The following is a 25,260-nucleotide window of genomic DNA, read 5'->3' as shown; positions in this document are numbered from 1 at the left end:
CACCCGCCGACACGGTCCGTATGACGGCCGGGAGACGAGAAGACCCCCGGGTCCTGAACTGCAGGAACCCGGGGGTCTCATGGTGTCGAGGGGGGGACTTGAACCCCCACGCCCGTTAAGGGCACTAGCACCTCAAGCTAGCGCGTCTGCCATTCCGCCACCCCGACGAGGTGATGCAAGGGGCTCGTGGGATTCCCTTGCGGCGAGGCGAAACGTTACACGGGGCCCGACCAAAAGACCAAACGGGTGGGCGCGAGCGCCAGAAGGACGCGGCATACGCTGATCGGCATGAGCCACGACGACGCCGCGCGCACCGGGACACCCACACCGACAGCCGAGGCGGAGGTGGCGCGGATCTGTGCCGAGCTCATCCGGATCGACTCGTCGAACTACGGTGACGGGTCGGGCCCGGGGGAGCGCAAGGCCGCCGAGTACGTCATGGGTGAGCTCGCCGAGGTCGGCCTCGACGGCACCCTGCTCGAGAGCGAGCCCGGCCGCGCCACCGTCGTGGTCCGCCTCGAGGGCGAGGACTCCTCGCGGCCCGGCCTCGCGGTGCACGGCCACCTCGACGTCGTGCCGGCCAACGCCGCCGACTGGCAGGTCGACCCCTTCGCCGCCGAGGAGCGCGACGGCTGCATCTGGGGCCGCGGGGCGGTCGACATGAAGGACATGGACGCCATGATCCTCGCGAACATCCGGCACTTCGCTCGCACCGGGACCAAACCTGCACGCGACACGACCTTCGTCTTCTTCGCCGACGAGGAGGCCGGCGGCACCCACGGCAGCCACTGGCTCGTCGACCACCACCCCCAGTGGTTCGACGGCGTCACCGAGGCGATCAGCGAGGTCGGCGGCTACAGCGTCACCATGCCGACCCCGCAGGGCGAGAAGCGCGCCTACCTGCTCCAGACGGCCGAGAAGGGCCTCGCCTGGTTGCGCCTGCGGGCGCACGGCCGCGCCGGCCACGGCTCCGTGCCCAACGACGACAACGCCATCGTCCGGCTCGCCGCCGCGATCGGCCGCATCGCCGCCCACGAGTGGCCGCGCGAGTACATCGCCTCGGTCCGCGAGCTGCTCGACACGCTGAGCACGATGACCGGCCTGTCGTCGGCCGACGGCGACCTCGAGCCCCTGCTCGCGACCCTCGGCGGCGCCCAGGGCTTCGTGCGCGGCACCCTGCGCGACACGGCCAACGTCACGATGCTCGAGTCGGGCTACAAGCACAACGTCATCCCGCAGACCGCGTCGGCAGCGGTCGACTGCCGCTTCCTGCCCGGCCACGAGGACGCCTTGATGGCCACGATCCGCGAGCTCGCCGGGGAGCACGTCGAGGTGGAGGTCGTGCACCGGGACGTCGCCATCGAAGCCCCCTTCTCCGGCGACCTCGTCGAGTCCATGAAGCAGGCGCTGCTCCGCGAGGACCCCGAGGCGGCCGTGCTGCCCTACTGCCTCTCCGGCGGCACGGACAACAAGGCGTTGAGCCGGCTTGGCATCAGCGGCTACGGCTTCGCGCCACTGCGGCTGCCCGCCGACCTGGACTTCGCGCCGATGTTCCACGGCATCGACGAGCGCGTGCCCGTCGACTCGCTGCGTTTCGGGGCGCGCGTCCTCGGCGACTTCCTGCGCACCTGCTGAGGTCGGGACGACAGCGTCAGGCTGTGCGCTGCACGCGCATGATCTTGCGTCGCAGCCACATCCGCCGCACGCCGCCCTCGTAGATCACCGTGCGCGAGAGCTCCCAACGGCCGTACTCCGCATGCTCACGGACCGCCTGCCGCGCTTGGGCCTTCGACGTGTGGCGGTCGAACGTGAGGACCCGGTACTCGTAATCCGTCATCGCCATCCATTCTGACACCAACCGTGACCCCACCGAGACCGTATGCGTGGCGTGGCGGACAGGTGCCCGCGATACCGTCGCTGGGTCATTCGACCGCAGACCCGGGACCGAGCGCGACCCCGTGCGGCGCGGCGCAACAGCGGAACCGCCCGGAACCGTCCGGCGTCAACGGCCCAGGAGGTCAACACACATGAAGTGGAACACCCGCCGCATCGCGGCAGCAGTCATCGTTCTCCCTGCCGTTCTCGGCGTCGCTGCCTGCGGCAAGAGCGAGAGCCCGGCCCCCGCGGCGGGGCAGACGCAGGCCAGCTCGGCTGCCGCGACGAGCGACGCTCCGGCCGCCGGTCAGCCGTACAAGGACAAGGCGTCCTTCGTCGCCGCCATGAAGGAGGCCGGCAAGAACGCCACGACCGCGCACGTGAACATGACGATGGATGCCGCCGGCCAGAAGATCGCCATCTCCGGCGACACGAAGGTCGACCCGGGCAACCCGGCCATGAAGATGTCGATGGACATGGGGTCGTCGATGAAGGTCGACATGATCCTCGTCGACAAGAAGGTCTACATGAATGGCTTCCCCGGCCTGCCCGCGGGCAAGTGGGCAGTCATCGACAGCAGCTCGACCATCGGCAAGCAGCTGTCGCAGTCGCTCGACCAGGCCGACCCGACGAAGATGTACGACCAGTTCGGGGCGGCCGTGACCGACGTGAAGTACGTCGGCGAGGACACCGTCGACGGTGACAAGACGTGGAAGTACGACCTGACGCTCGACACCAAGGCCATGCAGGCCCAGCTGCCCACCGACGCCAAGACGCAGCTGCCCAGCACCATCGCGTACACCGCATGGCTCGACGAGAAGAACCAGCTGCGGAAGGTCACCTTCGACCTGTCGGGCGTCAAGGCCGACATGACGATGAGCAAGTACGGTGAGCCGGTCGACGTCACCGCCCCGCCGGCGGCCGACACGGTCAAGGCGCCCATGTGACGCCGCGCGCCGCCGTCGGGTGAACGGCCCGGCAACCGCGCGTGAACGGTCCCGCAGCGAGCACGGCTCGCTGCGGGACCGCCGTGTTTCCAGCCGATCCGGGCACGGATTCGGTTCTCTCGCCTGCGGGGGTCCACTACGGTCGAAGCATGACTGTCGACCCCCGCGCCGCCCTCGAGCAGCTGATCGCCGCCCTCGAACGCCACCTCGAGGCCGCGAACGCGAGCCGAGACCCCGACCACCCCAGGGTGATGGCCGCGGCGCAGGACCTGGCCGAGGCCTTCGACGACTACGACGAGGCCCTCTACGAGGCGACCGAGGTCGCCACGCCCCTCGCCATCTACGGCGACGACTTCGACGGTCACGAGGACGAGGACGGCACCGAGAACCGCGTCTACGCCGGCCTCGACTCGGACGACTACGACGAGGAGGAGGACGACGACGAGGACGACGACGATGACGACGACGAGGACGACGACGACGATGACGACGACGACGACTACGCGGACGACGAGGAAGACGACCTCGACGAGGAAGACGACCTCGACGACGTCGATGACATCGACGACGTCGGTGCGGTTGGCGTGACGGGCAGGACCGAGGGCAAGAGCTCCCGCGCCTGACGCGGGGCCGCGCCGGCTAGGCCGAGACGTCGTCCAGCGCAGCCACGATCTCCGAGGGCAGCGTGAGCTCGAGGCTCGCGAGCGCGGACCGCAGCTGTGCCGGCGTCCGCGCGCCGACGATGGGCGCGGCGACCCCAGGACGGTCACGCACCCAGGCCAGCGCCACCTCGGCCGGCTTGGCCGCCAGGCCTCGCGCAGCCATCGCGACCGCATCGGCCACGCGGGCCGTCTGCTCGTCGAGGAACCGCTCGGCGAAGCCCGGGAAGTCGGTGGACGCGGCCCGGGACCCCGACGGGATGCCGTGGCGGTACTTGCCCGTGAGGACGCCCCGTCCCAGCGGAGACCAGGGCAGCAGGCCGAAGCCGAGCGACGTCGCAGCGGGCGTGACCTCGTGCTCGGGCGTGCGGCATACCAAGGAGTACTCGATCTCGTTGGCCACCATGGGGATTCGCGCTGACTCGAGCACGCTGAAGGCGCGCGCGGACTGCCACCCGGTGTAGTTGGAGACGCCGACATAGCGTGCGCGACCCGAGGCCGCAGCCCACTCGAGGGCCGACAGGGTCTCCGACAGCGGCACGTCGTCGGACCAGGTGTGCACGAGCCAGAGGTCCACGTGGTCGGTGCCGAGACGGCGCAGCGACGTCTCGAGCTGCGACATGAGCCCTCGGCGCGACACGTCGACGCGGCGCTGGCCACCGGAGCGGGAGATGCCCGCCTTGGTGCAGATGACGACGTCGTCGCGGGGCACCGTGCCGTCGAGAAGCCCGCCGAGGATGGTCTCGGCGTCGCCGCCGCCGTAGCCGTATGCCGTGTCGACGAGGTTCCCGCCGGCCTCGACGAACGCACGCAGGTGGTCACCTGCCTCGTGACGGTCGACGGCGTTGCCCCACAGCATGGTGCCGAGGGCCAGGGGGGTGACCGAGAGACCGGACGAGCCGAGACGCCTGCGCATGTCCCGAACGGTAGTGGGCGACACCGCACCCCGAGCGAGCGGCACGATGTGGGCGACGCCGATAGCCTGCCCAGCATGAGGATCGGTGTGAATCTCGGGTACTGGGGGCGCGGCACGACGGGCCACGACCAGGTCGCGATCGCGCAGGCGGCCGACCGGCTCGGCTACGACAGCGTCTGGGTGGCAGAGGCGTACGGCTCGGACAGCCCGTCGATGCTCGCCTGGATCGGGGCCCTGACGGAGCACGTCGCTCTCGGGTCCGCGGTCATGCAGATCCCGGGGCGCACCCCGGCGATGACGGCGATGACCGCGGCGACGATCGACACGATGTCAGGGGGTCGGTTCCGGCTCGGTCTCGGCGTCTCGGGTCCGCAGGTGAGCGAGGGGTGGCACGGCGTGCCGTTCCGCAGCCCGCTCGGCCGCACGCGGGACTACGTCGAGATCGTGCGGGCGGCCTTGCGCCGCGACACGGTCACCCATGCCGGGCCGCACTACCCGTTGCCGCTGCCCGGCGGTCCGGGCAAGCCGCTGAAGCTCTCGGCGCGGCCCGTGCGACCGGACCTGCCCGTCTACCTCGCCGCCGTCGGGCCGAAGAACCTCGAGCTGACCGGGGAGATCGCCGACGGCTGGCTCGCGATCTTCTTCAGCCCCGAGCACGCCGGCGACCAGCTCGCCACGCTCGAGACGGGTCGGCGCCGGGGTGGCCGGGGCCCGGTCGACGCGCCGATGACGGGTTTCGACGTCGTGGCGACCACGCCCGTCGTGCTCGTCGACGACGTCGAGGAGGCGGCCGCCCACGTGCGTGACTACTGCGCCCTCTACATCGGAGGCATGGGCTCGCGCGAGCAGAACTTCTACAACCAGCTCGCGTGCCGGATGGGCTTCGAGGAGGATGCCGCGCGGATCCAGGACCTCTACCTCGCGGGCCTCCACCGGGAGGCCGCGGCGGCCGTGCCCCTGGAGTTCATCGACGAGACGGCCCTGCTCGGCTCGCCGGAGCGGGTGGCCCGACGACTCGGCCGCTACGAGGAGGCCGGCGTCACCACGCTCGCCGTCGCCGTCGGCGGGGGCATGACGCGCCAGCAGGCCGTGGCCAGCCTTGAGGTCGTGGCCGGGATCGCGGGACTCGAGACCCCCAGCCGCCGTTCAGGTGACGTCGCCCCGGACGTTCACTAGGACGTCGCCCACGCGCCTCTTTGACGGTCGCGGCTCCCAGCCCACGTTGCAGGTAGGGTGCGACATTGTGCCCCGCGGCCGATGACCCCGAGCGGGTCAGCGGCCCCCGTCCCGTCCCTCCTGCGCAGAAGGCCCACCTGACCCATGGCTGACCTCAGCTACCTCGACGCCGTCATCCTCGGCGTCGTCGAAGGCCTCACCGAGTACCTCCCGGTCTCCTCGACCGGACACCTGACCATCACCGAGAAGCTGCTCGGCCTCGAGGTGAACGACCCGGCCGTGACGGCCTACACCGCCGTCATCCAGCTCGGCGCCATCGCTGCGACGCTCCTCTACTTCTTCCGCGACATCATCCGCTTCGCCGTCGCGTGGTTCCGGGGCCTGGGCTCGGTCGCCGCTCGCAAGGACCCCGACTACGGCCTCGCGTGGGCCGTCGTCATCGGTTCGATCCCGGTCGGCATCGTCGGCTTCCTCGCTCGTGACCTCATCTCGGGCCCGCTGCGCAGCCTCTGGGTCGTGGCCGTCGCCCTGCTCCTCTGGAGCGTCGCCATGGTGGTGGCGGAGCGCATCTACGCCGGCTACGAGGCCCGCGGGACCCTGCGTGATGAGCACTCGGTGCGGCCGGTCGACGGTTTCGTCATCGGTCTCGTGCAGTGCCTGTCCCTCATCCCCGGCGTCTCCCGCTCGGGTGCGACGATCTCCGCCGGCATCGCCCGCGGCATCGACCGGGTCACGGCGACACGCCTCAGCTTCTTCCTCGCGATCCCCGCCCTCACCGCCGCGGGCCTGTTCCAGGCCGTCCAGGAGAGGCACGGGCTGTCCGCCCTCGGCGTGGGGCCCGTCCTCGTCGGCGTCGTGGTGGCCTTTGTCGTGGCCTACGCCACGATCGCCTGGCTGCTGCGCTTCGTCGCGAACCACACCCTGCTGCCGTTCGTCTGGTACCGCGTCGCCCTGGGCCTCGTGCTGGCCGGTGTCCTCGCGGGCGGGGTCATCAGCGCGACCTGACGACGCCTCTCTGCCGCGAACGGCCGGTCCCACCTCGGTGGGAGCCGGCCGTTCGTCGCCTCGCTACAGCCAGCCCGAGCGCTTGAAGGCCCGGTAGAGGCCCAGACAGGCGCCGGCCATGACGGCGAGGGCGACGAAGTAGCCGTAGTAGAACTCCCCGCCGCCGACGTGGAAGCTCACCTCGAGCTCGGGGATGTGCTGGAAGTTCATCCCGTAGATGCCGGCGATCATCGTGGGCACGGCCGCGATCGCGACCCACGCGGAGATGAGGCGCATGTCCTCGTTCTGCTTGACGGACACGCTGGCGAGGTGCGCGGACAGGACGTCGGTCAGGAGCCGGTCGTAGGACTCGACGTGGTCGTTGACGAGGCGCAGGTGGTCGGCGACGTCGCGGAAGAACGGAAGCAGCACGTCGGACACTCCGTGTCGGCGGGCGGGGTCCATGAAGTGGGTCAGGGTGTCGGCGAGCGGCTGGCTGGCCCGCCGGAACTCGAGGACCTCGCGCTTGAGCCGGTAGATCGTGTTGGCGTCGCCGCCGGTGGCCGAGGCGAAGACCTGCTCCTCGATCTGCTCGAGGTCCTGACGCACCTCCCGGTCGACGACGGTGTAGTTGTCGACGACGGAGTCCATCACGGCGTGCAGCACCGTCATCGACCCATGGCGGAGGCGTTCCGGTGCGGCCTCGAGCCGCTGGCGCACCCCGGCCAGCGGGTTGCCCTCGCCGTGCCGCACCGTGACGACGAAGCGGTCACCGATGAAGAGCATGACCTCACCGGTCTCGATGTCGCTCGTCGCCTCGACGTAGCGCAGGGTCTTGAGCACGACGAACACCGACGACTCGTACTTCTCGATCTTGGCTCGTTGGTGGCCGAGGACGGCGTCCTCGACGGCCAGGGGGTGCAGATGCAGCTCCTCGTTGACGAGTTCGAACTCCTCGTCGGTCGGGTCCTTGAGGCCGATCCAGAGGAAGCCGTCCTGGGTGAGGCGCAGCACGTCCAGCTCGTCGCTGAGGTCGCCGCACCCCTCTCGCCGTCCGTTGCGGTAGATGGCCTTGTCCACGATCACGTCCCCTACTTCACCACGTCCGCAGGTCGGTGGCGCGCACGTGAGGGCGTATGCCGGTGGTGGCGTCCGGCTCGCGGGCTAGGGTGACGACCGTGCCCACCGTCCTCTTCGTGCGCCACGGCCGATCCACCTCCAACACCGCCGGCACGCTGGCCGGCTGGATGCCCGGCGTCTTCCTCGACGAGACCGGCGAGGCGCAGGCCGCTGCCGTCGGACAGCGGCTGGCCGCAGCCGTCCTGCCCGTCGTCGAGATCGTCAGCTCACCTCTGGACCGCTGCGTGCAGACGGCGGACCTGCTGGCCGCGCCGCTGCCGAACCATGTCGCCCGCAGCGTCCACGCAGGGCTGGGCGAGTGCCGCTACGGCGCCTGGACCGGGCGCCCCATCTCGGAGCTCGCCAGGGAGGAGCTCTGGAAGGTCGTGCAGGACCGACCGAGCGAGGCGCGCTTCCCGGACTCCGCGGCATACCCCGGCGAGTCCATGGTGGAGATGCAGGACCGGGCGCTGCGCGCCGTCCGCGAGACCGACGCGCGCATCCTCGAGACGCACGGCAACGACGCGGTGTGGGTCGCGGTGTCGCACGGCGACGTCATCAAGTCCATCCTGTCGCACGCCACGGGCGCGCACCTCGACGACTTCCAGCGGATCAACGTCGACCCGGCGTCGGTGAGCGTCGTGCGCTACACGAGCCGCAAGCCGTTCGTGCTGCGGCTCAACGACGTCGGGGGAGACCTCACGGGCCTGCGGCCACCCCAGAAGCAGGCGGCCGAGGACGGTGACGCCGTGGTGGGCGGCGGCGCCGGCGCGGCCGGTGGCGTCGGATAGGGTCGAACGCATGACGGTCCAGGACTTCGATCCCGCTGACCGGTTCGTCGCCGGGACGGTCGGCCCCGCCGGCCAGCGAGCCTTCTACCTCCAGGCGAGCACCGGACCGCTGGTCGTGACCATCGGTGTCGAGAAGCAGCAGGTCTCGATCCTCGCCGACCGCATCAACGATGTGCTCGACCAGCTCGCACCCGCCACGGCGGCCGAGCCCGGCGAGCCCGGCGGCGTGCCCGAGGACACCGACCCGTTGCAGACGCCGTTCGACGAGGACTGGCGCGTGCAGACGCTGTCCCTGGCGTGGGACGAGGACGCGCAGAAGGTCGTCATCGAGTGTCACGACCACGACCCCGACGAGGTCGACGAGGTCGCCGACGACGCCGTCGACGAGGTGGGACCTCTGGGGCGCAACTCGCTCCGCGTCACCCTGACGCCCGCGCAGGCCCGAGCCTTCGCGCGGCGCAGCAACGCGCTGGTCGCCGCAGGGCGGCCGCCGTGCCCGTTCTGCGGCAACCCGCTCGACCCCACGGGCCACATCTGCCCGCGGGCCAATGGCTACAAGCGCTGACCTGACGCCTTCGCCGGTCGACCTGACCGGCGAGATCGAGGTCCTGGGACGGATCGCCGACTCCTCCAACCTCGCGGTCCTGGCACGCGTGTCGACGCTGCCCGGCGGCCATGTCATCTACAAGCCCATCCGCGGCGAGCGGCCCCTCTGGGACTTCCCCGAAGGCACCCTCGCCGGCCGCGAGGTGGCGGCCCAGGTGGTCTCCGAGCTCGGCGGCTGGGACGTCGTCCCCCCGACGGTGATGCGCGACGGCCCCCTCGGTCCCGGGTCGGTGCAGCTGTGGATCGGCGATCCGTTCGAGTCCGTCGCCGACGACGTCGTCGTCGACCTCGTGCCCGAGGGGCGCACACCTGAGGGTTGGTCTGCCGTCCTCGACGGCGAGACGCCGGGCGGGTCAGCCGTCACGGTCGTGCACTCGCGTGCCGATGACGTGCGGTCGCTGGCGGTGCTCGACGCGGCGCTCAACAACTCGGACCGGAAGGGCTCGCACTGCCTCCGGGACGCAGACGGCCGTCTCTGGGCCATCGACCACGGCGTGACCTTCTCGCCGACGCCGAAGCTGCGCACGGTGCTGTGGGGCTGGGCGGGTGAACGGATCGTGGACGCCGACCTCGCGCGCCTCGAGCGCCTTCGGCGTGCCCTCGAGGCCAGCGACGTGCGCGACCGCCTGCTCGTGCTGCTGCCGGTGGCCGATGTCGACGCCCTCCTGCTGCGGGTGGCGCGCCTCATCGACCGCGGGGTGCACCCGTCCCCCAGGCGCGACTGGCCGTCGGTGCCGTGGCCGCCACTCTGAGTCGGTCCGCGGACCCGGTGCCCGCGACGAGCGCGCCCGCACCGCGGGATAGAGTCTGCGCGTGAGAAGTTGGCCGATGCCGTTCGTTCCCGAGGTTCCCGGCAGTGCCCCCGAGGTGCGAGTCCGCGACACGGCATCCGGCGAGCTGGTTCCCGCTGCGCGTGGCGAGGTCGTCACGCTCTACGTCTGCGGCATCACCCCCTACGACGCCACCCATATGGGCCACGCGGCGACCTACGTGACGTTCGACCTGCTCGGGCGGGCGCTGCGCGCCAGCGGGCACACCGTGCGCTACGTCCAGAACATCACCGACATCGACGACCCGCTCCTCGAACGGGCCGAGCGCGACGGCATCGACTGGCGCGACCTCGCGACGCGCGAGATCGCGCTCTTCCGCGAGGACATGACCGCGCTCGCCGTGATCCCTCCCGACGAGTACCTCGGGGCCGTCGAGAGCATCCCTACCTTCGTGGGCCCCATCGAGAAGCTCGTCGTCGACGGTTGGGCGTATGCCGTGCCCGCGCCGGACGCGTCGCGCCCGGGTGCGCAGGACTTCTACTTCGACGTCGCGAGGGACCCGCGGTTCGGCTCAGTCAGCCACCTCGACGAGGCGGGCATGATGGAGGTCTTCGCCGAGCGCGGGGGAGACCCCGACCGTGCGGGCAAGCGCAACCGGCTCGACGCGCTGCTGTGGCGAGCCCACCGTGAGGGCGAGCCCGAGTGGGACGGCGGGTCGCTCGGCCCGGGCCGGCCGGGCTGGCACATCGAGTGCGCGTGCATCGCGCTCGACCACCTGGGCCTCCCCGTCGACGTCCAGGGCGGCGGCACCGACCTCGTCTTCCCGCACCACGAGATGAGCTCGGCGCACGGCCGCGCGCTCAGCGGATCCCAGTCCTTCGCGGGCGCCTTCGTCCACCAGGGCATGGTGGGTCTCGACGGCGAGAAGATGAGCAAGAGCAAGGGCAACCTCGTCCTCGTCTCGCAGCTGCGTCGTGACGGCATCGACCCGATGGCGATCCGGCTGGCCCTGCTCGCCCGGCACCACGCGCACGACTGGATGTGGACCCACGACCAGCTCGTCGAGGCGCAGCAGCGGCTCGCGACCTGGCGAGAGGCCTTGTCGTGCAACGGCGGTCCCGTCGCCGACCAGACCGTCGACGACATCCGCGCCGCTCTCGCCGACGACCTCGACAGCCCGCGGGCCCTCGAGGCGGTCGACCGGTGGGCCAGCCAGGCACTCAGCCGCGGGGGCGACGACCCGGGTGCCCCCGGCATACTCGGCCGGGCCCTCGACGCCCTGCTCGGCGTCCGCCTCTGACCCCGCACCGGCCACCCCCCTCCCCAATCGAAAGAGCATTCCGTCCGGACCGAACGCTCTTTCGATCGTGATGGGGGAGGGTGGCAGGCCGGGGCGCCAGGCCGTTGAGCAGGGTGCCGGGGGCTCTTCACCCGATCGAGAGAGCGATCCGTCTGCGTTCGGCGGGGCCGCTGGGCGGACGGAATGCTCTTTCGATCGTCAGCGGCCGGTCTGGTCGTCGTCGCGCCCGTGGACGGGCCTTCCACGTCAACTGACCACTTGGGGGCTTGTTGCGGTCCACCTCGCCCACATGACGCGACAAGCGACCAGATGGTCGGCTGATGAACTCACGCTGCTCCGCCGCCGACCCCGAGAGAACTCGGCTCAGCGGCCGGTCTGGTCGTCGTCGCGCCCGCGAAGGTAGCGCTCGAACTCGCGCGCGATCGCGTCACCGCTCGCCTCGGGGAGCTCGGCGGTGTCCTGCGCCTCCTCGAGGGACTGGACGTACTCGGCGACCTCCTCGTCGGACTGGGCCAGCTCGTCGACGCCGCGCTCCCACGCCCGAGCGTTCTCCTCGAGCTCGCCGTGCGGCACGGTCACCCCGAGCAGCGACTCGATGCGGCGCAGCAGGCTCAGGGTCGCCTTCGGCGACGGCGCCCCACCGGCGTAGTGCGGCACGGCAGCCCACGCCGAGACCGTCGGGATGCCGGAGTCGGCGGCGGCGTGGCTCAGCACCCCCACGATGCCCGTCGGGCCTTCGTAGCGCGACGCCTCGACGTCGAAGCGGTGGATCGCCGCCTCGTCCTCGGCGGTGGCGGTGACCGGGATCGGTCGGGTGTGCGGGACGTCCGCGAGGAGCGCGCCGACGGTGACGATCGTCGTGACGCCGAACCGCTCTGCGAGCTCGAGCAGCTCGACCGTGAAGGCCCGCCAGCGCATCGACGGCTCGATGCCCTGCACGAGGACGACGTCACGGTCCAGACCCGTCTCGGTGGCGACGAGGACGCGTGTCGTGGGCCAGGTCAGCACGCGCCGACCGTCCTCGAGCGACACGCGCGGACGGTTGACCTGGAAGTCGTAGTAGTCCTCGGGGTCGAGGGCCGCGACGACCTCGGCGTCCCAGACCTCGGCGAGGTGGCGGACCGCGCTCGTGGCCGCCTCGCCGGCGTCGTTCCAGCCCTCGAAGGCCGCGATGAGCACCGGGTCGACCAGCTCCGGCACGTCCTCGAACTCCAGCACCATGTCTCCTTCACCGTGGTCGCGGTCGCGTCCACCCCTTCAGCCTAGGACCTGCCGGACCGGATGGCCCGGACTCCCGGGCGGGCGCGCCCCGGGCGCTGTGGGCTCCCACGCGGGCTCTGGCGCGGGCTCTGGCGCGGGCTCTGGCGCGGACTCGATCGGGTATGCCGGAGGGTGGCGTCGCGTGACCGCAGTGCGGGCGGCAGCGCAGGAGCCACGGCAGGTCCGTAGAATCGGGCCGGTCCCGTCACACGGCACGCCTTCGTGCCGCCGAGAGGAGCCACGTTGTCCAAGTCGCAGCAGCGACCCGATGCCACCGAGAGCCTCACCGCCACGCTCGGCCGGCGCATCATGATCCTCGACGGCGCCATGGGGACGGCCATCCAGCGTGACCGCCCCGACGAGGCCGGCTACCGCGGCGAGCGCTTTGCCGACTGGCCGAGCGACGTCCAGGGCAACAACGACCTCCTGACGCTCACCGCGCCCGAGATCATCGGCGGCATCCACCGCGAGTACCTCGAGGCCGGCGCCGACATCATCGAGACCAACACCTTCAACGCCAACGCGATCTCGCTGTCGGACTACGGCATGGAGGAGCTCGCCTACGAGCTGAACTTCGAAGCCGCCGCTCTGGCGCGCCGTGAGGCGGACGCCATGACGGAGCGCACGCCCGAGCGACCCCGCTACGTCGCGGGCGCGCTCGGGCCGACGACGCGTACGGCCTCGATCTCTCCCGACGTCAACGACCCCGGGGCGCGCAACGTCTCCTACGACCAGCTCGTCGCCGCCTACCTCGAGTCGGCCCGCGGCCTCGTCGACGGCGGCAGCGACCTCATCTTCATCGAGACGATCTTCGACACCCTCAACGCCAAGGCGGCGATCTTCGCCGTCGAGACCCTCTTCGAGGAGCAGGGCCGGCGCTGGCCGGTCGTCGTCTCCGGCACCATCACCGACGCGTCCGGCCGCACGCTCTCCGGTCAGGTCACGGAGGCATTCTGGGACTCCGTCCGGCACGTCTCACCGCTCGCCGTGGGCCTCAACTGTGCCCTCGGCGCCAAGGAGATGCGGCCCTACATCGCCGAGATGGCGCGCCTGGCCGACTCGTTCGTCTCCTGCTACCCCAACGCCGGGCTGCCCAACGCGTTCGGTGAGTACGACGAGGCGCCCGACGAGACCGCGGGCATCGTCGGTGAGTTCGCCGAGGCGGGGCTCGTCAACCTCGTCGGCGGCTGCTGCGGCACGACGCCCGAGCACATCGCCGCCATTGCCAAGGCAGTCGACGGCAAGCCGGTCCGTGAGCCGGCGTCCCTCGCGCCGGCCATGCGCCTGTCGGGTCTCGAGCCGTTCACCATCACCGACGAGAGCCTCTTCGTCAACGTCGGCGAGCGCACCAACATCACCGGCTCGGCGCGCTTCCGCACGCTCATCAAGGACGGCGACTACGACACCGCACTGTCGGTCGCTGCGCAGCAGGTCGAGAGCGGCGCGCAGGTCATCGACGTCAACATGGACGAGGGGATGATCGACGGGGTGGCGGCGATGGACCGCTTCCTCAAGCTGGTCGCGAGCGAGCCCGACATCAGCCGGGTCCCCGTCATGGTCGACTCCTCGAAGTGGGAGGTGATCGAGGCCGGGCTCAAGTGCGTGCAGGGCAAGGCCATCGTCAACTCGATCTCCCTCAAGGAGGGCGAGGAGCCGTTCCTGCGCCAGGCCCGCCTCGTGCGCAAGTACGGCGCTGCGGCTGTCGTCATGGCCTTCGACGAGGACGGTCAGGCCGACTCGCTCGAGCGCCGCAAGCAGATCTGCTCCCGGGCCTACCGCCTGCTCACCGAGGAGGTCGGCTTCCCCGCCGAGGACATCATCTTCGACCCCAACGTCTTCGCTGTCGCCACGGGCATCGAGGAGCACGCGTCCTACGGGCTCGACTTCATCGAGGCGACGCGCTGGATCAAGGAGAACCTCCCGGGCGCCAAGGTCTCGGGCGGGATCTCCAACGTGTCGTTCAGCTTCCGTGGCAACAACCCCGTGCGTGAGGCGATCCACGCTGTCTTCCTCTACCACGCCATCGCGGCCGGCCTCGACATGGGCATCGTCAATGCCGGCGCCCTGGCCGTCTACGACGAGGTCGACCCCGAGCTGCGCGAGCGGATCGAGGACGTCGTGCTCAACCGCCGACCCGACGCCGCCGAGCGGCTCCTCGAGATCGCGGAGGAGTACAACAAGGTCGGCCAGGCCGCCGAGGTCAGCGAGGAGGAGTGGCGCGCCCTGCCGCTCGGCGAGCGCATCACGCACTCCCTCGTCAAGGGCGTCGACGCACACATCCAGGCGGACACCGAGCTGCTCCGCGCGGAGATCGCCGACCGCGGAGGCCACCCGATCGAGGTCATCGAGGGTCCGCTCATGGACGGCATGAACGTCGTCGGCGACCTCTTCGGCGCGGGCAAGATGTTCCTGCCCCAGGTGGTCAAGAGCGCCCGCGTCATGAAGAAGGCGGTCGCCTACCTCATCCCGTTCATCGAGGAGGAGAAGGCCAAGGACCCCGAGCTCGCCACCGCCAAGGACACCAACGGCACGATCGTCATGGCGACGGTCAAGGGCGACGTCCACGACATCGGCAAGAACATCGTCGGCGTCGTCCTCCAGTGCAACAACTACGAGGTCATCGACCTGGGCGTCATGGTGCCGGCCCAGAAGATCCTCGACGCCGCCAAGGAGCACGACGCCGACATCATCGGGCTCTCGGGCCTCATCACCCCCTCGCTCGACGAGATGGTCGGCTTCGCCGCCGAGATGCAGCGCCAGGGCCTGACCATCCCGCTCCTCATCGGGGGGGCGACGACCTCTCGCGCGCACACGGCCGTCAAGGTCGACCAGCGCTACGACGGGCCCGTCGTCTGGGTCAAGGACGCCTCCCGATCGGTCCCGACCGCGGCCGCCCTCCTCAGCGACGAGCTTCGTCCGAAGCTGCTGGCCCAGGTCAAGGAGGACTACGACTCGCTGCGGACCCGCCACGCGGCCAAGCACGACCGGCCTCTGCTCGGCCTCGAGCAGGCACGGGAGCGGCGCACCCCGGTGGACTGGTCCGGCTACCGACCGCCGCACCCGCACCTGTTGCTCCAGCAGGACCACGACGTCTCGACGATCACCCGATCGCACCGGATCTCCCAGCACGTCAAGGCCTTCCACCACTACTCGCTCGGCGAGCTGCGCCGCTACATCGACTGGCAGCCGTTCTTCAACACCTGGGAGATGAAGGGGAGCTTCCCCGACATCCTCAACAACCCGGCCAGTGGTCCGGCCGCGCGCAAGCTCTACGACGATGCGCAGGCGATGCTCGACCGCATCGTCGACGAGCGCTGGCTCACGGCCAACGGCGTCATCGGCTTCTTCCCGGCGAACTCCGTGGGCGACGACATCGAGGTCTACCTCGATGACGCGCGCTCCGAGCGGCTGACGGTCCTGCACCACCTGCGCCAGCAGGGGGAGCACCGCGCAGGCGTGCCGAACCGGTCGCTTGCCGACTACGTCGCACCCAAGGGGACCGACGACTGGATCGGCGGCTTCGCCGTGACCGCCGGTCTCGGTGGGGGAGAGCGGGTCGCCGCGTTCAGGGCGGACCTCGACGACTACAACGCGATCCTGCTCGAGTCGCTCGCCGACCGCCTGGCCGAGGCCTTCGCCGAGCGGATGCACGAGCGGGTCCGCAAGGAGTTCTGGGGCTACGCGCCCGACGAGCACCTCGACAACGTCGCGCTCATCAAGGAGCAGTACGCCGGCATCCGTCCGGCTCCCGGCTACCCGGCCTGCCCCGAGCACACCGAGAAGGCGACGCTCTGGCGCCTGCTCGACGTGGAGGCCAACACCGGCATCACGCTCACGGAGAGCATGGCGATGGCCCCGGGCGCGTCGGTGAGCGGCTGGTACTTCTCGCACCCGCAGTCGCAGTACTTCGTCGTCGGCCGTCTGGGTCGCGACCAGGTGCAGGACTACGCCGACCGCAAGGGCTGGACGCTCGCCGAGGCCGAACGCTGGCTGTCCTCCAACCTCGCGTACGACCCGGAGGACTGAGCCGGTGCCACTCTCACCCGCCACCGAGCCCGACGTCGTGGTGCCGGCCCTCCCGGCCGCGGTCCTGTGGGACATGGACGGCACGCTCGTCGACACCGAGCCGTACTGGATTCAGGCCGAGCACGAGCTCGTCGCGGCACACGGAGGCGAGTGGAACGACGAGTTCGCGCACCAGCTCGTCGGCAACGCGCTCGAGGTGTCGGCCCAGCTGATCATCGAGAAGTCGGGGATCTCGCTGTCCGTGCCGGAGATCGTCGACGCCCTCCTCGGACGCGTCATCGCCCAGGTCGAGCGCCGCGTGCCGTGGCGTCCCGGCGCCCGCGAGCTGCTGCTCGAGCTCGGCGCCCTCGGCGTGCCGTCGCTGCTCGTCACGATGTCGTGGCGCTCGCTCGCCGACATGGTCGTTCGGCGCCTGCCGGAGGGGGCCTTCGACCATCTCGTCACGGGCGACGAGGTGAGCCACGGGAAGCCGCACCCGGAGCCCTACCTCGAAGCCGCGCGCCTCGTCGGGGTCGACCCCGCCGACTGCATCGCCATCGAGGACTCCCCGGCGGGCGTGCGCTCCGCGACGGCGGCCGGTGTGCCGACGATCGCGATCCCGCACGTCGTCCCCGTGCCGCCCATCGCCGGGGCGGTGCACATCGACACCCTCGCAGGAGTCGACGCGGCCGACCTCACGAGGATCGTGTCGAGCGTGCGGTCCCCTCGCTGAGGCGGGCCAGCGTCTGCAGCTGGCGCCGCATCATCACGAGGTCGCCCCAGGCGAGCGCGGTGGAACGCGCTCGGGCCGGCGCCGATCGCGCCCGGGGGAGCGCGATGTCGCCTCGGAGCGTCGTGCGCGGACCGTCGCTCTCGATGGGACCGTCCGTGAGCGGCACGGTCTGGTAGACGAGCGGCAGCCGACCGAAGAGGCGTATGCCGGCCGGCTCCGTGATCTCGAGGGCGACCATCTCGTCGGGCACCCAGTCGACGAGCGTGAAGATCGACGCGAAGCGCTGTCCGCGCTCGAGCCTCTCCAGGCCCGGCGTCAGGGAGCGTGGGCTACGGCGGCCCAGGTTGTCGACGAGGTCGTAGCTGTACGGCGCCACCCTCAACTGGCACAGCCACCGGAAGACGACCTGGGGCTCGGCACGCGCGGTGACCGCCCGGCTCACGACCGGCCCGTCGTGGCCGACCAGACGTGCCGGCATACGTGATTGTCCGAAATCGCCCCAGCGCCAGGGCAGTTCGGCGCGCGGCGCCAGTGCACCGGGTGGGGGGTCACTCACCGGCGACCCTTGCGTCGGGAGGCACCCCCGCGAGGCGCGCCCTTGCGACCGGCCGGCTGGCCACGGCGGGCAGTGGAGTGTTGCGAGCGCCCCGGTGACGTCTCGCGTCGACCCCCCTTCCCGGCGGGATCAGCCTTCGGGGACGCGTCCGCGCCGCCGCGGGTGCTGCGTTCGGTGCGGCCGCGGACGATACCGATGAAGTCCTCGATGCGGGGATCCTCGTCGTCGGCGCGCCACGCGAGGCCGACGCGCGACGGGGCCACCCCGGTCACGGGACGGTGCACGACGTCCTTGCGGTGGTGCAGTCGCGCGACCGACATCGGCACGACGACGATGCCGGAACCGGACGCCACGACCGAGACGGCCTGCTTCGTCGTCATGCGCGGCATCGCCGTCGCCCGCTCGAGCGCCTCCGGACCGGCGACGGCCGTCCACTCCGGCACGGAGCCAGGGTCCTGCATGAGGACCTCGTCCGCGAGGTCGGCGACGTCGACCTCGTCGACGGCCGAGACGACGTGGTCCTTCGACACGACGACGACCGGGACCTCCTCGTAGAGGGGGATGACGTGCAGGCCGTCGCGGTCGACCGGTAGCCGGAGCAGGACCATCGACGAGGCACCCTCACGCAGGTGGTCGAGCGCGTCGGTGTCCTCGACGGGAACCGCCTCGAGAGGGGACTCCGGGAGGCGCTGGGCCCACACCCGCAGCCACTTGTCGGGCGTCACGCCGGGGACGAACTCGACGCGGAACGGTTGCGTCATGGTGGGCCTTCGCTGTCGGGACAGGTCGGTCCGAGGCTAGTCCACCCGGGCGTCGCTGCCCGACCACGTGACGGCCGTGGGGGCTGTGCCGGGACGCTCGCGCTCGACGGCTGCCAGAGGCCCCGGCGCGTGCGCAGTGACGGTCCCGGGACGCCCTAGGCTTGACCCATGCCCACGCCGAAGCCGCAGACCATGAAGCCCCAGACGGCCGCGAAGAAGCTCGGCGTCCTGCTGTCCGAGACCCCGGCCGACTTCCAGGAGGGCGTCGTCAGCCGCACCGAGCTCAACGCGCTGCAGGCCGACCCGCCTGAGTGGCTCTCGACCTTGCGCCGCAACGGTCCCCACACGCGCCAGGAGACGGCCCGACGCCTGGGCATCTCGAACTCGGGTCTGGCCCGCGGCGGTGTCGGCGAGCACCTGACGACCGAGCAGATCAAGGCCGTCCTCGAGGAGATGCCGGCCTGGCTCGTGGCCGAACGCGACATCCACGCCCAGGTCCGCGCCGAAGAGGCGCGGCTCAAGGCCCGGGACGCCGAGCGCGCCTGAGCGCCTGAGCCCGCGCGTCCGCGACTGCTCCCGATAAATCCGCTGGCACGCCCGCCGTCGTGACGACGACACTCGTCGGGTGGACGTCGAGGTCACCGGTGGGGTCGTGCGTGGCAGCAGCGAGGACGGACTCGCCGTCTTCCGCGGGATCCCGTATGCCGCGCCACCCGTCCCGTTCTCGGCGCCTCAGCCCGTCCGCGCCTGGGACGGGGTGCGGGACGCCACGGCCTTCGGGCCGCCGCCACCGCAGTCCGGCTCGTTCGGGATGGACGCCCTCGGCGGTGCCGGCGACGACTGGCTGACCGTCAACGTGTGGTCGGCCGACCTCGCAGGACGGCTCCCCGTCATGGTGTGGGTGCAGGGCGGCGCCTATGCGTTCGGCATGTCCGGCCTCCCCGAGTACGACGGCAGCACGCTCGCCCGCGCCGGGGTCGTCCTCGTGACCTTCAACTACCGCGTCGGTCTCGAGGGCTTCGGCCACGTCGAGGGGATGCCCGCCAACCGCGGCCTGCTCGACCAGGTCGCCGTCCTCGAGTGGGTCCGTGACAACATCCGCGCCTTCGGCGGTGACCCCGCGCGGGTCACCGTCTTCGGCCAGTCCGCGGGTGGCGGGTCGGTGGCAGCCCTGCTCGCCATGCCCCGAGCAGCCGGTCTGTTCCAGCGGGCCGTCGCGCAGAGCGTGCCGGGCACCTTCTTCACCCCGGCGCTCGCCGCCGACATCGCCAGGGAGTGCGCCGCGGAGCTGGGCGTCGAGCCCGCCGACCTGCCGTCGGTGGACCCGCGACTGCTTCCCGCGGCCGGCGATGCGGTCGCGGCGCGCCTGGGAGAGCTGACCCGTCGCTGGGGGCCGGCGGCCCACGCGCAGGTGCTCTTCGCTCCGGTCGTCGACGGGGACGTGCTGCCGACGACGCCGTGGCAGGGCCTCACCGGCCGGGTGGAGCTCATGGTCGGGCACACCCGCGACGAGCAACGCCTGCTCACGGCCCTCACCGGGATGCTGGGCGAGGTCACGCAGGCGCAGGCCACCCTGACCGCCGAGGTCTTCGGACCGGACCCGGAGCGCTACCGCGACGCCTTCCCGGACCCCGGGGAGCTGTACGAGGTCGTGCGCTCGGACTGGCTCTTCCGGATGCCGTCGCTCAAGCTCGCCGAGGCGCAGCTCGCGGCCGGCGGTCGCGTGCACCTCTACGAGCTGACCTGGCCGGCGCCGGGCATGGGTGGCATGCTCGGCGCCTGCCACGGTCTCGACGTGCCCCTCGTGTTCGGCAACCTCGCCGTCGGACAGCCCGCCCTGCTGATCGGCGAGCCCGGCCCGGAGGCCGAGGAGCTGTCGAGGCAGATGCGCGACGCCTGGACCTCGTTCGCCATCGACGGCGACCCCGGGTGGCCCGGCTTCGAGACCGGCGCCACCCGGTTGTTCGGCGAGGAGCCCGCGGTCGGTGAGTACCCCGAGAAGATCTCGCGCGAGATCTGGACCCACGCGCCCGAGGTGCTGGACCTGCCCTAGGCGACCGGGACGGCCCGGAGCCGGGGCTGTCAGCGGTGCTGCGCGGTCCACGCCCCCGCGGCTGCGGCGTCGGCGATGAGATCGGCCACCTCCGCGTGGTTCTCGCGGATCAGGCCCGTGGTGACACGGACGTGGCCGGCGGGGCCAGCCGGGTGCTCGACGGAGAACGGCGACCCCGGCGTCACGGCGATCCCCTGGCTCGCCAGGCGCAGCACCGCGGCTGCCTCGTCACGCACGGGGACCCAGATGTTGAGGCCGTCGCTGCCCGGTACGTCGATGCCGTACGTCGCGAGGCGCTCCACGACGAGCTCACGCCGTCGGGCGTACTCCGCACGGGCCGCTGCCGTGCGTCGGGCGCACTCGTCGTCACGCAGGAGCCCGGCGAGCACCCGTTGCAGCAGTCGGCTCGTCCAGCCCTGCCCGATCGCCCGGGCGTGGCGGACGGGCCCGAGCAGTGCCGCCGGCCCGCTGATCGCCGCGATGCGCAGGTCGGGACCGTGGGACTTGCTGAAGCTGCGGATGTGCAGCACCTGGTCCGGGATCCACGCCCCGAGACTGATCGCGCCGGACGTCGAGATGGGCCCGCTCGAGTCGTCCTCGACGACGATGCAGTCGTGCCCGCGCAACACGGCGGCCAGGCGGCGCGCGCGCGTGGGCGACATCGACACCCCGGTCGGGTTCTGGCCGCGAGGTTGGAGGACGACCGCTGCGGGTCGCCTCGGCAGGAGCTCCTCGACACGGTCGAGGTCGAGGCCGGTCTCGTCGAGCGGAACCCCGACGACAGCGACCCCTCGGTCCTCGAGCAGGTCGAGCAACGGTGGGAAGCCGGGGTTCTCGACGAGGACGAGGTCGCCGGGGCGCAGCAAGGTTCGGGTGACCAGGTCCAGCGCGTCCATGGCGCCGTCGACGACGAGGAGCTCCTCGGCGGCATACGGCCAGTCCTCGGCCAGCACGGCCCGCAGCTCGTCGAGCACGGGGTCGTCGAGGTAGCTGCTCGGGGTCGCCGGCTCGGCCAGGCCCGAGAGCACCGGTACGAGGGGCGGCAGGAGGGCGCCGTCGGGGATGCCGGTCGAGAGGTCGAGGTGCACGGGGGACTCGTGGCGCAGCGCCCGGGTGTAGCGCTCGCCACCGCGCGCGGTGGGGGCGACCGTCGTGCCGCGCCGACCGTCAGAGCGGATCGTTCCCGACCTCGCGAGCAGCTGCCACGCCGCGCTCACCGTGGTCGGCGACATCATCAGCTCCTCGGCCACGCGGCGGATGGGGGGCAGCTGGTCGCCAGGCCGCAGGGCGGCGTCGCGGATGGCCCGGGACACTGCCTGGGCGAGACCCTTGGCGGTCGGGGCGTCGAGACGCTCCTCGAGGGCCGAGATGACGGCGCGCATCTTCGTAACATAGCAATCGATGCTTTGTGTGGGGTAGTGGTGGCACGTAGCGTGGAGCGCATGACGACCCAGGCTGTGACCATCGACCACTGGATCTCGGGCACGCGCGTCCCTGGTGCCTCAGGCCGGACCGCGCCGGTGCACGACCCCGCGACAGGGCGCGTGACGGGGGAGGTGCCGCTGGCGTCGACCGCCGAGGTCGACGCGGCCGTCAAGACCGCGGCCGCGGCGGCGCGGGAGTGGCGCACGAGCTCGCTCTCGAAGCGGGCGGCGGTGCTCTTCGCCTTCCGCGAGCTGCTCCACAGGGGCACCGACGAGCTCGCCGCGATCGTGACGGCAGAGCACGGCAAGGTCCTGTCCGACGCGGTCGGCGAGATCGCCCGCGGCCTGGAGAACGTCGAGTTCGCCACGGGCGTGCCGCAGCTGCTCAAGGGCGGCTTCTCCGAGCAGGCCGCGAGCGGGGTCGACGTCTACAGCATCCGTCAGCCGCTCGGCGTCGTGGCGGGCATCACGCCCTTCAACTTCCCCGTCATGGTGCCGCTCTGGATGTGCGCCAACGCCATCGCCTGCGGCAACGCGTTCGTCCTCAAGCCGAGCGAGAAGGACCCGTCCGCCTCGCTCTTCCTTGCCGAGCTGTGGAAGGAGGCCGGCCTGCCCGACGGCGTCTTCACCGTCGTGCACGGCGACAAGGAGGCGGTCGACGCGCTCCTGGACCACCAGGAGATCGCCGCCGTCAGCTTCGTCGGTTCGACGCCGATCGCCAAGTACATCTACGAGCGTGGCACGGCCAACGGCAAGCGCGTCCAGGCGCTCGGGGGCGCGAAGAACCACGCTCTGGTCCTGCCCGACGCGGACATCGACATGGCCGCAGACGCCATCGTGTCCGCGGCGTACGGAGCGGCCGGTGAGCGGTGCATGGCGCTCTCGGTCGCGGTGGCCGTCGGCGGGGTCGGCGACGACCTCGTGTCGGCCATCTCCTCCCGGCTGCCCAGGCTCACTGTCGGCCCGGGTGCCGAGGCGGGCACGGACATGGGCCCGCTCATCACGCGCGAGCACCGCGACAAGGTCGCGGGCTACGTCGCAGCGGGGGCCGAGGCGGGCGCGACCGTCGTCGTCGACGGCCGCGAACAGGACGTCCCGGAGGACGGCTTCTTCCTCGGCATGACGCTCCTCGACGACGTCACGCCCGACATGACCGTCTACCGCGACGAGATCTTCGGCCCGGTGCTCTCGGTCGTCCGGGTCGCGACCTACGACGAGGGCCTGGCCCTCATCAACCGCAATCCGTATGCCAACGGCACCGCGATCTTCACCCGTGACGGCGGCGCCGCCCGCCGGTTCCAGAACGAGGTCGAGGTGGGCATGGTCGGCATCAACGTGCCCATCCCCGTGCCCGTCGCGTACTACTCCTTCGGCGGGTGGAAGGACTCGCTCTTCGGCGACACCCACATGTACGGCCCTGAGGGCATCAACTTCTACACGCGCGGCAAGGTCGTGACGCAGCGGTGGCCCGACCCGGCCACCTCGACGGTCGACCTCGGCTTCCCGCGCACCCGATGAGAGAGGACGCCACCATGACCGAGCTCGGCCAGCGCACCGTGGTCAAGGACCTGCTCGACCAGATGGGCGTCGACGAGGTGCGTGCCCTCGACCGCGCCCACGTCTTCCACTCCTGGTCCGCCCAGGGCCTCATCGACCCGCTGCCCATCGCCCGGGCCCAGGGTTCGTACTTCTGGGACTACGAGGACAAGCGCTACCTCGACTTCAGCAGCCAGCTCGTCAACGTCAACATCGGCTACAACCACCCGAAGGTCGTCGCGGCGATCCAGGAGCAGGCGGCCCGGCTCGCGACGATCCAGCCGTCCTTCGCCAACGACGCCCGCAGCGAGGCCGCCCGGCTCATCACGGAGGTGGCGCCCGAGGGTCTCTCGGCCGTCTTCTTCACCAACGGCGGCGCGGAGGCCAACGAGAACGCCATCCGGATGGCGCGCCTGCACACCGGCCGTCACAAGGTCCTCGCGACCTACCGCAGCTACCACGGCGCGACGGCCGCGGCGATCACCCTGACCGGCGACCCACGGCGATGGCCGTCCGAGCCGGGCCAGTCCGGCATCGTCCACTTCTGGGGTCCCTACACGTACCGCTCCGCCTTCTTCTCCGAGAGCGAGGAGCAGGAGCGCGACCGTGCCCTGCAGCACCTGCGCGACACGATCATGGTCGAGGGCGCGCACACCGTGGCCGCGATCATCCTCGAGACCGTGGTGGGGACGAACGGCATCCTCGTCCCGCCGGACGGCTACCTCCAGGGGGTCCGCGACCTCTGCGACGAGCACGGCATCATCCTCATCGCCGACGAGGTCATGGCGGGCTTCGGGCGCTGTGGCGAGTGGTTCGCCGTCGACCACTGGGGCGTCCGACCGGACCTCATCACCTTCGCCAAGGGGGTCAACTCCGGCTACGTGCCGCTCGGCGGGGTCATCATCTCCGACGAGATTCGCGCGACGTTCGACCAGCGCGCCTTCCCGGGCGGCCTGACCTACTCCGGCCACCCGCTCGCCTGCGCGTCGGCCGTGGCCTCGATCAACGCCTTCCGTGAGGAGGGCATCATCGAGAACGCCAGGATGCTCGGCACCGACGTCATCGGTCCCCGGCTGCAGGAGATCGCGGCGAGGCACCCGAGCGTCGGCGACGTGCGTGGTCTCGGGGTCTTCTGGGCGGTCGAGCTGGTTCGTGACCGTGAGACGCGCGAGCCGCTGGTGCCCTACAACGCCGGGGGCGAGTCGGCCGCGCCCATGACGGCCTTCGCGGCGGCGTGCAAGGAGCGCGGGCTGTGGCCCTTCACCCACTTCAACAGGACCCACGTCGTGCCGCCCTGCACCACCACGCCCGAGGAGGTCGAGGAGGGACTCGCGGTGCTCGACGAGGCGCTCTCCGTGGCGGACACCTTCACGGTCTGACTCGCACTGGCGCACATGCCGTGGGGGCCGCCGTGACCGTGGCGCTGCCGTATGCCGTGGGCTGCCGTATGCCGTGGGGCCGAGTCGCGGACTCGGCCCCACGGCTGCGCCCCGGCTCGGGGCGGCGCGCCGCGTGGTTGGCCTTCGCAGTACGACCGCTCTAACCTTGTCCGGAGGGGAACGTCCCTCCAGGACTTTGTCCGGCGCGTTCGCGACCGACCTTCCGGGTCGGTGAGCGAGATCGGCAGCGCCGGCCTGAGCCGGCGCGCCGCAGGCGCCACCCAGTTCCGCTGCGTTCGCGAGGACGCGCGTGGGGCAGCTCCGATCCTGGGGCGCGCCAACGCCGCGCCAGCCCGGGCCGGCCCCGAACTTGCTCTCAGGCTGGTCACGCAGACTGGGGGACTGCGCTG

At 71.3% G+C, this 25,260-nt stretch carries 22 protein-coding genes and 1 tRNA gene; 15 read left to right on the top strand and 8 right to left on the bottom strand.

From position 1 onward, the window contains the following. Positions 1 to 80: 80 nt before the first annotated feature. A tRNA-Leu gene (locus tag AC1DIW_RS19165) sits at positions 81 to 167 on the bottom strand. Between the two features lie 121 nt (positions 168 to 288). Here AC1DIW_RS19165 and AC1DIW_RS19160 point away from each other — a divergent pair. Beyond that, positions 289 to 1,635 (top strand): M20/M25/M40 family metallo-hydrolase, encoded by a 1,347-nt coding sequence (locus AC1DIW_RS19160; RefSeq protein WP_478110182.1) that lies wholly within the window; start codon positions 289 to 291, stop codon positions 1,633 to 1,635. Between the two features lie 16 nt (positions 1,636 to 1,651). Here the strand turns inward: AC1DIW_RS19160 and AC1DIW_RS19155 are convergent, their stop codons facing one another. Continuing rightward, positions 1,652 to 1,837: a DUF5703 family protein gene (locus AC1DIW_RS19155; protein WP_030146024.1), complete on the bottom strand. Its 186-nt coding sequence runs from the start codon at positions 1,835 to 1,837 to the stop codon at positions 1,652 to 1,654. A gap of 190 nt (positions 1,838 to 2,027) precedes the next feature. Between AC1DIW_RS19155 and AC1DIW_RS19150 the strand changes: the two genes are divergently transcribed. Further along, the gene (locus AC1DIW_RS19150; protein WP_478110180.1) at positions 2,028 to 2,822 is read left to right on the top strand and encodes an SCO4651 family lipoprotein; all 795 of its coding nucleotides are present in this window, start codon (positions 2,028 to 2,030) and stop codon (positions 2,820 to 2,822) included. Positions 2,823 to 2,971: 149 nt separating this feature from the next. Further along, a complete protein-coding gene (locus tag AC1DIW_RS19145) occupies positions 2,972 to 3,445 on the top strand; it encodes a hypothetical protein (protein WP_478110179.1) in 474 nt (157 codons plus the stop codon). A gap of 16 nt (positions 3,446 to 3,461) precedes the next feature. On the opposite strand, the gene AC1DIW_RS19140 is transcribed toward AC1DIW_RS19145, so the two are convergent. Beyond that, complete coding sequence (locus AC1DIW_RS19140) at positions 3,462 to 4,397, bottom strand: aldo/keto reductase (RefSeq protein WP_442279505.1); 936 nt, start codon at positions 4,395 to 4,397, stop codon at positions 3,462 to 3,464. 75 nt (positions 4,398 to 4,472) lie between these two features. Between AC1DIW_RS19140 and AC1DIW_RS19135 the strand changes: the two genes are divergently transcribed. Together AC1DIW_RS19135 and AC1DIW_RS19130 are read left to right on the top strand one after the other, a co-directional pair. Then, positions 4,473 to 5,573 carry an LLM class F420-dependent oxidoreductase gene (locus AC1DIW_RS19135; RefSeq protein WP_478110177.1) on the top strand — a complete coding sequence of 367 codons (1,101 nt, stop codon included), beginning with the start codon at positions 4,473 to 4,475 and terminating at the stop codon, positions 5,571 to 5,573. A gap of 144 nt (positions 5,574 to 5,717) precedes the next feature. Beyond that, a complete protein-coding gene (locus tag AC1DIW_RS19130; protein ID WP_478110175.1) occupies positions 5,718 to 6,578 on the top strand; it encodes an undecaprenyl-diphosphate phosphatase in 861 nt (286 codons plus the stop codon). Between the two features lie 63 nt (positions 6,579 to 6,641). On the opposite strand, the gene corA is transcribed toward AC1DIW_RS19130, so the two are convergent. Next, positions 6,642 to 7,643: a magnesium/cobalt transporter CorA gene (gene corA, locus AC1DIW_RS19125; RefSeq protein ID WP_442279508.1), complete on the bottom strand. Its 1,002-nt coding sequence runs from the start codon at positions 7,641 to 7,643 to the stop codon at positions 6,642 to 6,644. Between the two features lie 92 nt (positions 7,644 to 7,735). On the opposite strand from corA, the gene AC1DIW_RS19120 reads away from it, so the two are divergent. The 4 genes from AC1DIW_RS19120 to mshC all read left to right on the top strand — a co-directional run bounded on the left by AC1DIW_RS19120 (position 7,736) and on the right by mshC (position 11,143). Further along, positions 7,736 to 8,467, top strand: coding sequence for an MSMEG_4193 family putative phosphomutase (locus AC1DIW_RS19120; RefSeq protein WP_478110174.1), 732 nt, complete (start codon positions 7,736 to 7,738; stop codon positions 8,465 to 8,467). A gap of 10 nt (positions 8,468 to 8,477) precedes the next feature. Continuing rightward, on the top strand, positions 8,478 to 9,032 hold the full coding sequence (locus tag AC1DIW_RS19115) for a DUF3090 domain-containing protein (RefSeq protein ID WP_478110173.1): 555 nt from the start codon (positions 8,478 to 8,480) through the stop codon (positions 9,030 to 9,032). Then, positions 9,016 to 9,825 carry an SCO1664 family protein gene (locus tag AC1DIW_RS19110; RefSeq protein ID WP_478110172.1) on the top strand — a complete coding sequence of 270 codons (810 nt, stop codon included), beginning with the start codon at positions 9,016 to 9,018 and terminating at the stop codon, positions 9,823 to 9,825. Before AC1DIW_RS19115 ends, AC1DIW_RS19110 begins: the two co-directional genes overlap by 17 nt. 61 nt (positions 9,826 to 9,886) lie before the next feature. After that, entirely contained in the window at positions 9,887 to 11,143 is a 1,257-nt protein-coding gene (gene mshC / locus AC1DIW_RS19105) for a cysteine--1-D-myo-inosityl 2-amino-2-deoxy-alpha-D-glucopyranoside ligase (RefSeq protein ID WP_478110170.1), read from the top strand. Positions 11,144 to 11,506: 363 nt separating this feature from the next. On the opposite strand, the gene AC1DIW_RS19100 is transcribed toward mshC, so the two are convergent. Next, positions 11,507 to 12,361, bottom strand: coding sequence for a PAC2 family protein (locus AC1DIW_RS19100; protein WP_442279590.1), 855 nt, complete (start codon positions 12,359 to 12,361; stop codon positions 11,507 to 11,509). A gap of 285 nt (positions 12,362 to 12,646) precedes the next feature. On the opposite strand from AC1DIW_RS19100, the gene metH reads away from it, so the two are divergent. Beyond that, positions 12,647 to 16,429, top strand: coding sequence for a methionine synthase (gene metH / locus AC1DIW_RS19095; RefSeq protein WP_478110168.1), 3,783 nt, complete (start codon positions 12,647 to 12,649; stop codon positions 16,427 to 16,429). A 4-nt stretch (positions 16,430 to 16,433) separates the two neighbouring features. Beyond that, positions 16,434 to 17,141, top strand: coding sequence for an HAD family hydrolase (locus AC1DIW_RS19090; RefSeq protein WP_478110166.1), 708 nt, complete (start codon positions 16,434 to 16,436; stop codon positions 17,139 to 17,141). On the opposite strand, the gene AC1DIW_RS19085 is transcribed toward AC1DIW_RS19090, so the two are convergent. Both AC1DIW_RS19085 and AC1DIW_RS19080 read right to left on the bottom strand, forming a co-directional pair. Next, a complete protein-coding gene (locus AC1DIW_RS19085; RefSeq protein WP_442279515.1) occupies positions 17,104 to 17,619 on the bottom strand; it encodes an SRPBCC family protein in 516 nt (171 codons plus the stop codon). The two genes, AC1DIW_RS19090 and AC1DIW_RS19085, sit on opposite strands and share 38 nt — an antisense overlap. A 74-nt stretch (positions 17,620 to 17,693) precedes the next feature. Continuing rightward, positions 17,694 to 18,458, bottom strand: a complete 765-nt coding sequence (locus AC1DIW_RS19080; protein ID WP_478110165.1) for a LysR substrate-binding domain-containing protein — start codon at positions 18,456 to 18,458, stop codon at positions 17,694 to 17,696. Positions 18,459 to 18,626: 168 nt separating this feature from the next. Here AC1DIW_RS19080 and AC1DIW_RS19075 point away from each other — a divergent pair, with 168 nt between their 5' ends. Both AC1DIW_RS19075 and AC1DIW_RS19070 read left to right on the top strand, forming a co-directional pair. Next, positions 18,627 to 19,004: a DUF5997 family protein gene (locus AC1DIW_RS19075; RefSeq protein WP_442279517.1), complete on the top strand. Its 378-nt coding sequence runs from the start codon at positions 18,627 to 18,629 to the stop codon at positions 19,002 to 19,004. Positions 19,005 to 19,083: 79 nt separating this feature from the next. After that, entirely contained in the window at positions 19,084 to 20,511 is a 1,428-nt protein-coding gene (locus AC1DIW_RS19070) for a carboxylesterase/lipase family protein (protein WP_478110164.1), read from the top strand. A gap of 29 nt (positions 20,512 to 20,540) precedes the next feature. Here the strand turns inward: AC1DIW_RS19070 and AC1DIW_RS19065 are convergent, their stop codons facing one another. Further along, on the bottom strand, positions 20,541 to 21,893 hold the full coding sequence (locus tag AC1DIW_RS19065; RefSeq protein WP_478110162.1) for an aminotransferase-like domain-containing protein: 1,353 nt from the start codon (positions 21,891 to 21,893) through the stop codon (positions 20,541 to 20,543). A gap of 60 nt (positions 21,894 to 21,953) precedes the next feature. Between AC1DIW_RS19065 and AC1DIW_RS19060 the strand changes: the two genes are divergently transcribed. Next, entirely contained in the window at positions 21,954 to 23,453 is a 1,500-nt protein-coding gene (locus tag AC1DIW_RS19060; RefSeq protein ID WP_478110160.1) for a CoA-acylating methylmalonate-semialdehyde dehydrogenase, read from the top strand. A 14-nt stretch (positions 23,454 to 23,467) separates the two neighbouring features. Beyond that, the gene (locus AC1DIW_RS19055) at positions 23,468 to 24,850 is read left to right on the top strand and encodes an aminotransferase class III-fold pyridoxal phosphate-dependent enzyme (RefSeq protein ID WP_478110158.1); all 1,383 of its coding nucleotides are present in this window, start codon (positions 23,468 to 23,470) and stop codon (positions 24,848 to 24,850) included. Positions 24,851 to 25,260: the final 410 nt, after the last annotated feature.

The sequence above is a fragment of the Terrabacter sp. 01T434 genome (assembly GCF_056398545.1).
This window is presented reverse-complemented; position numbering and strand designations above follow the sequence as displayed.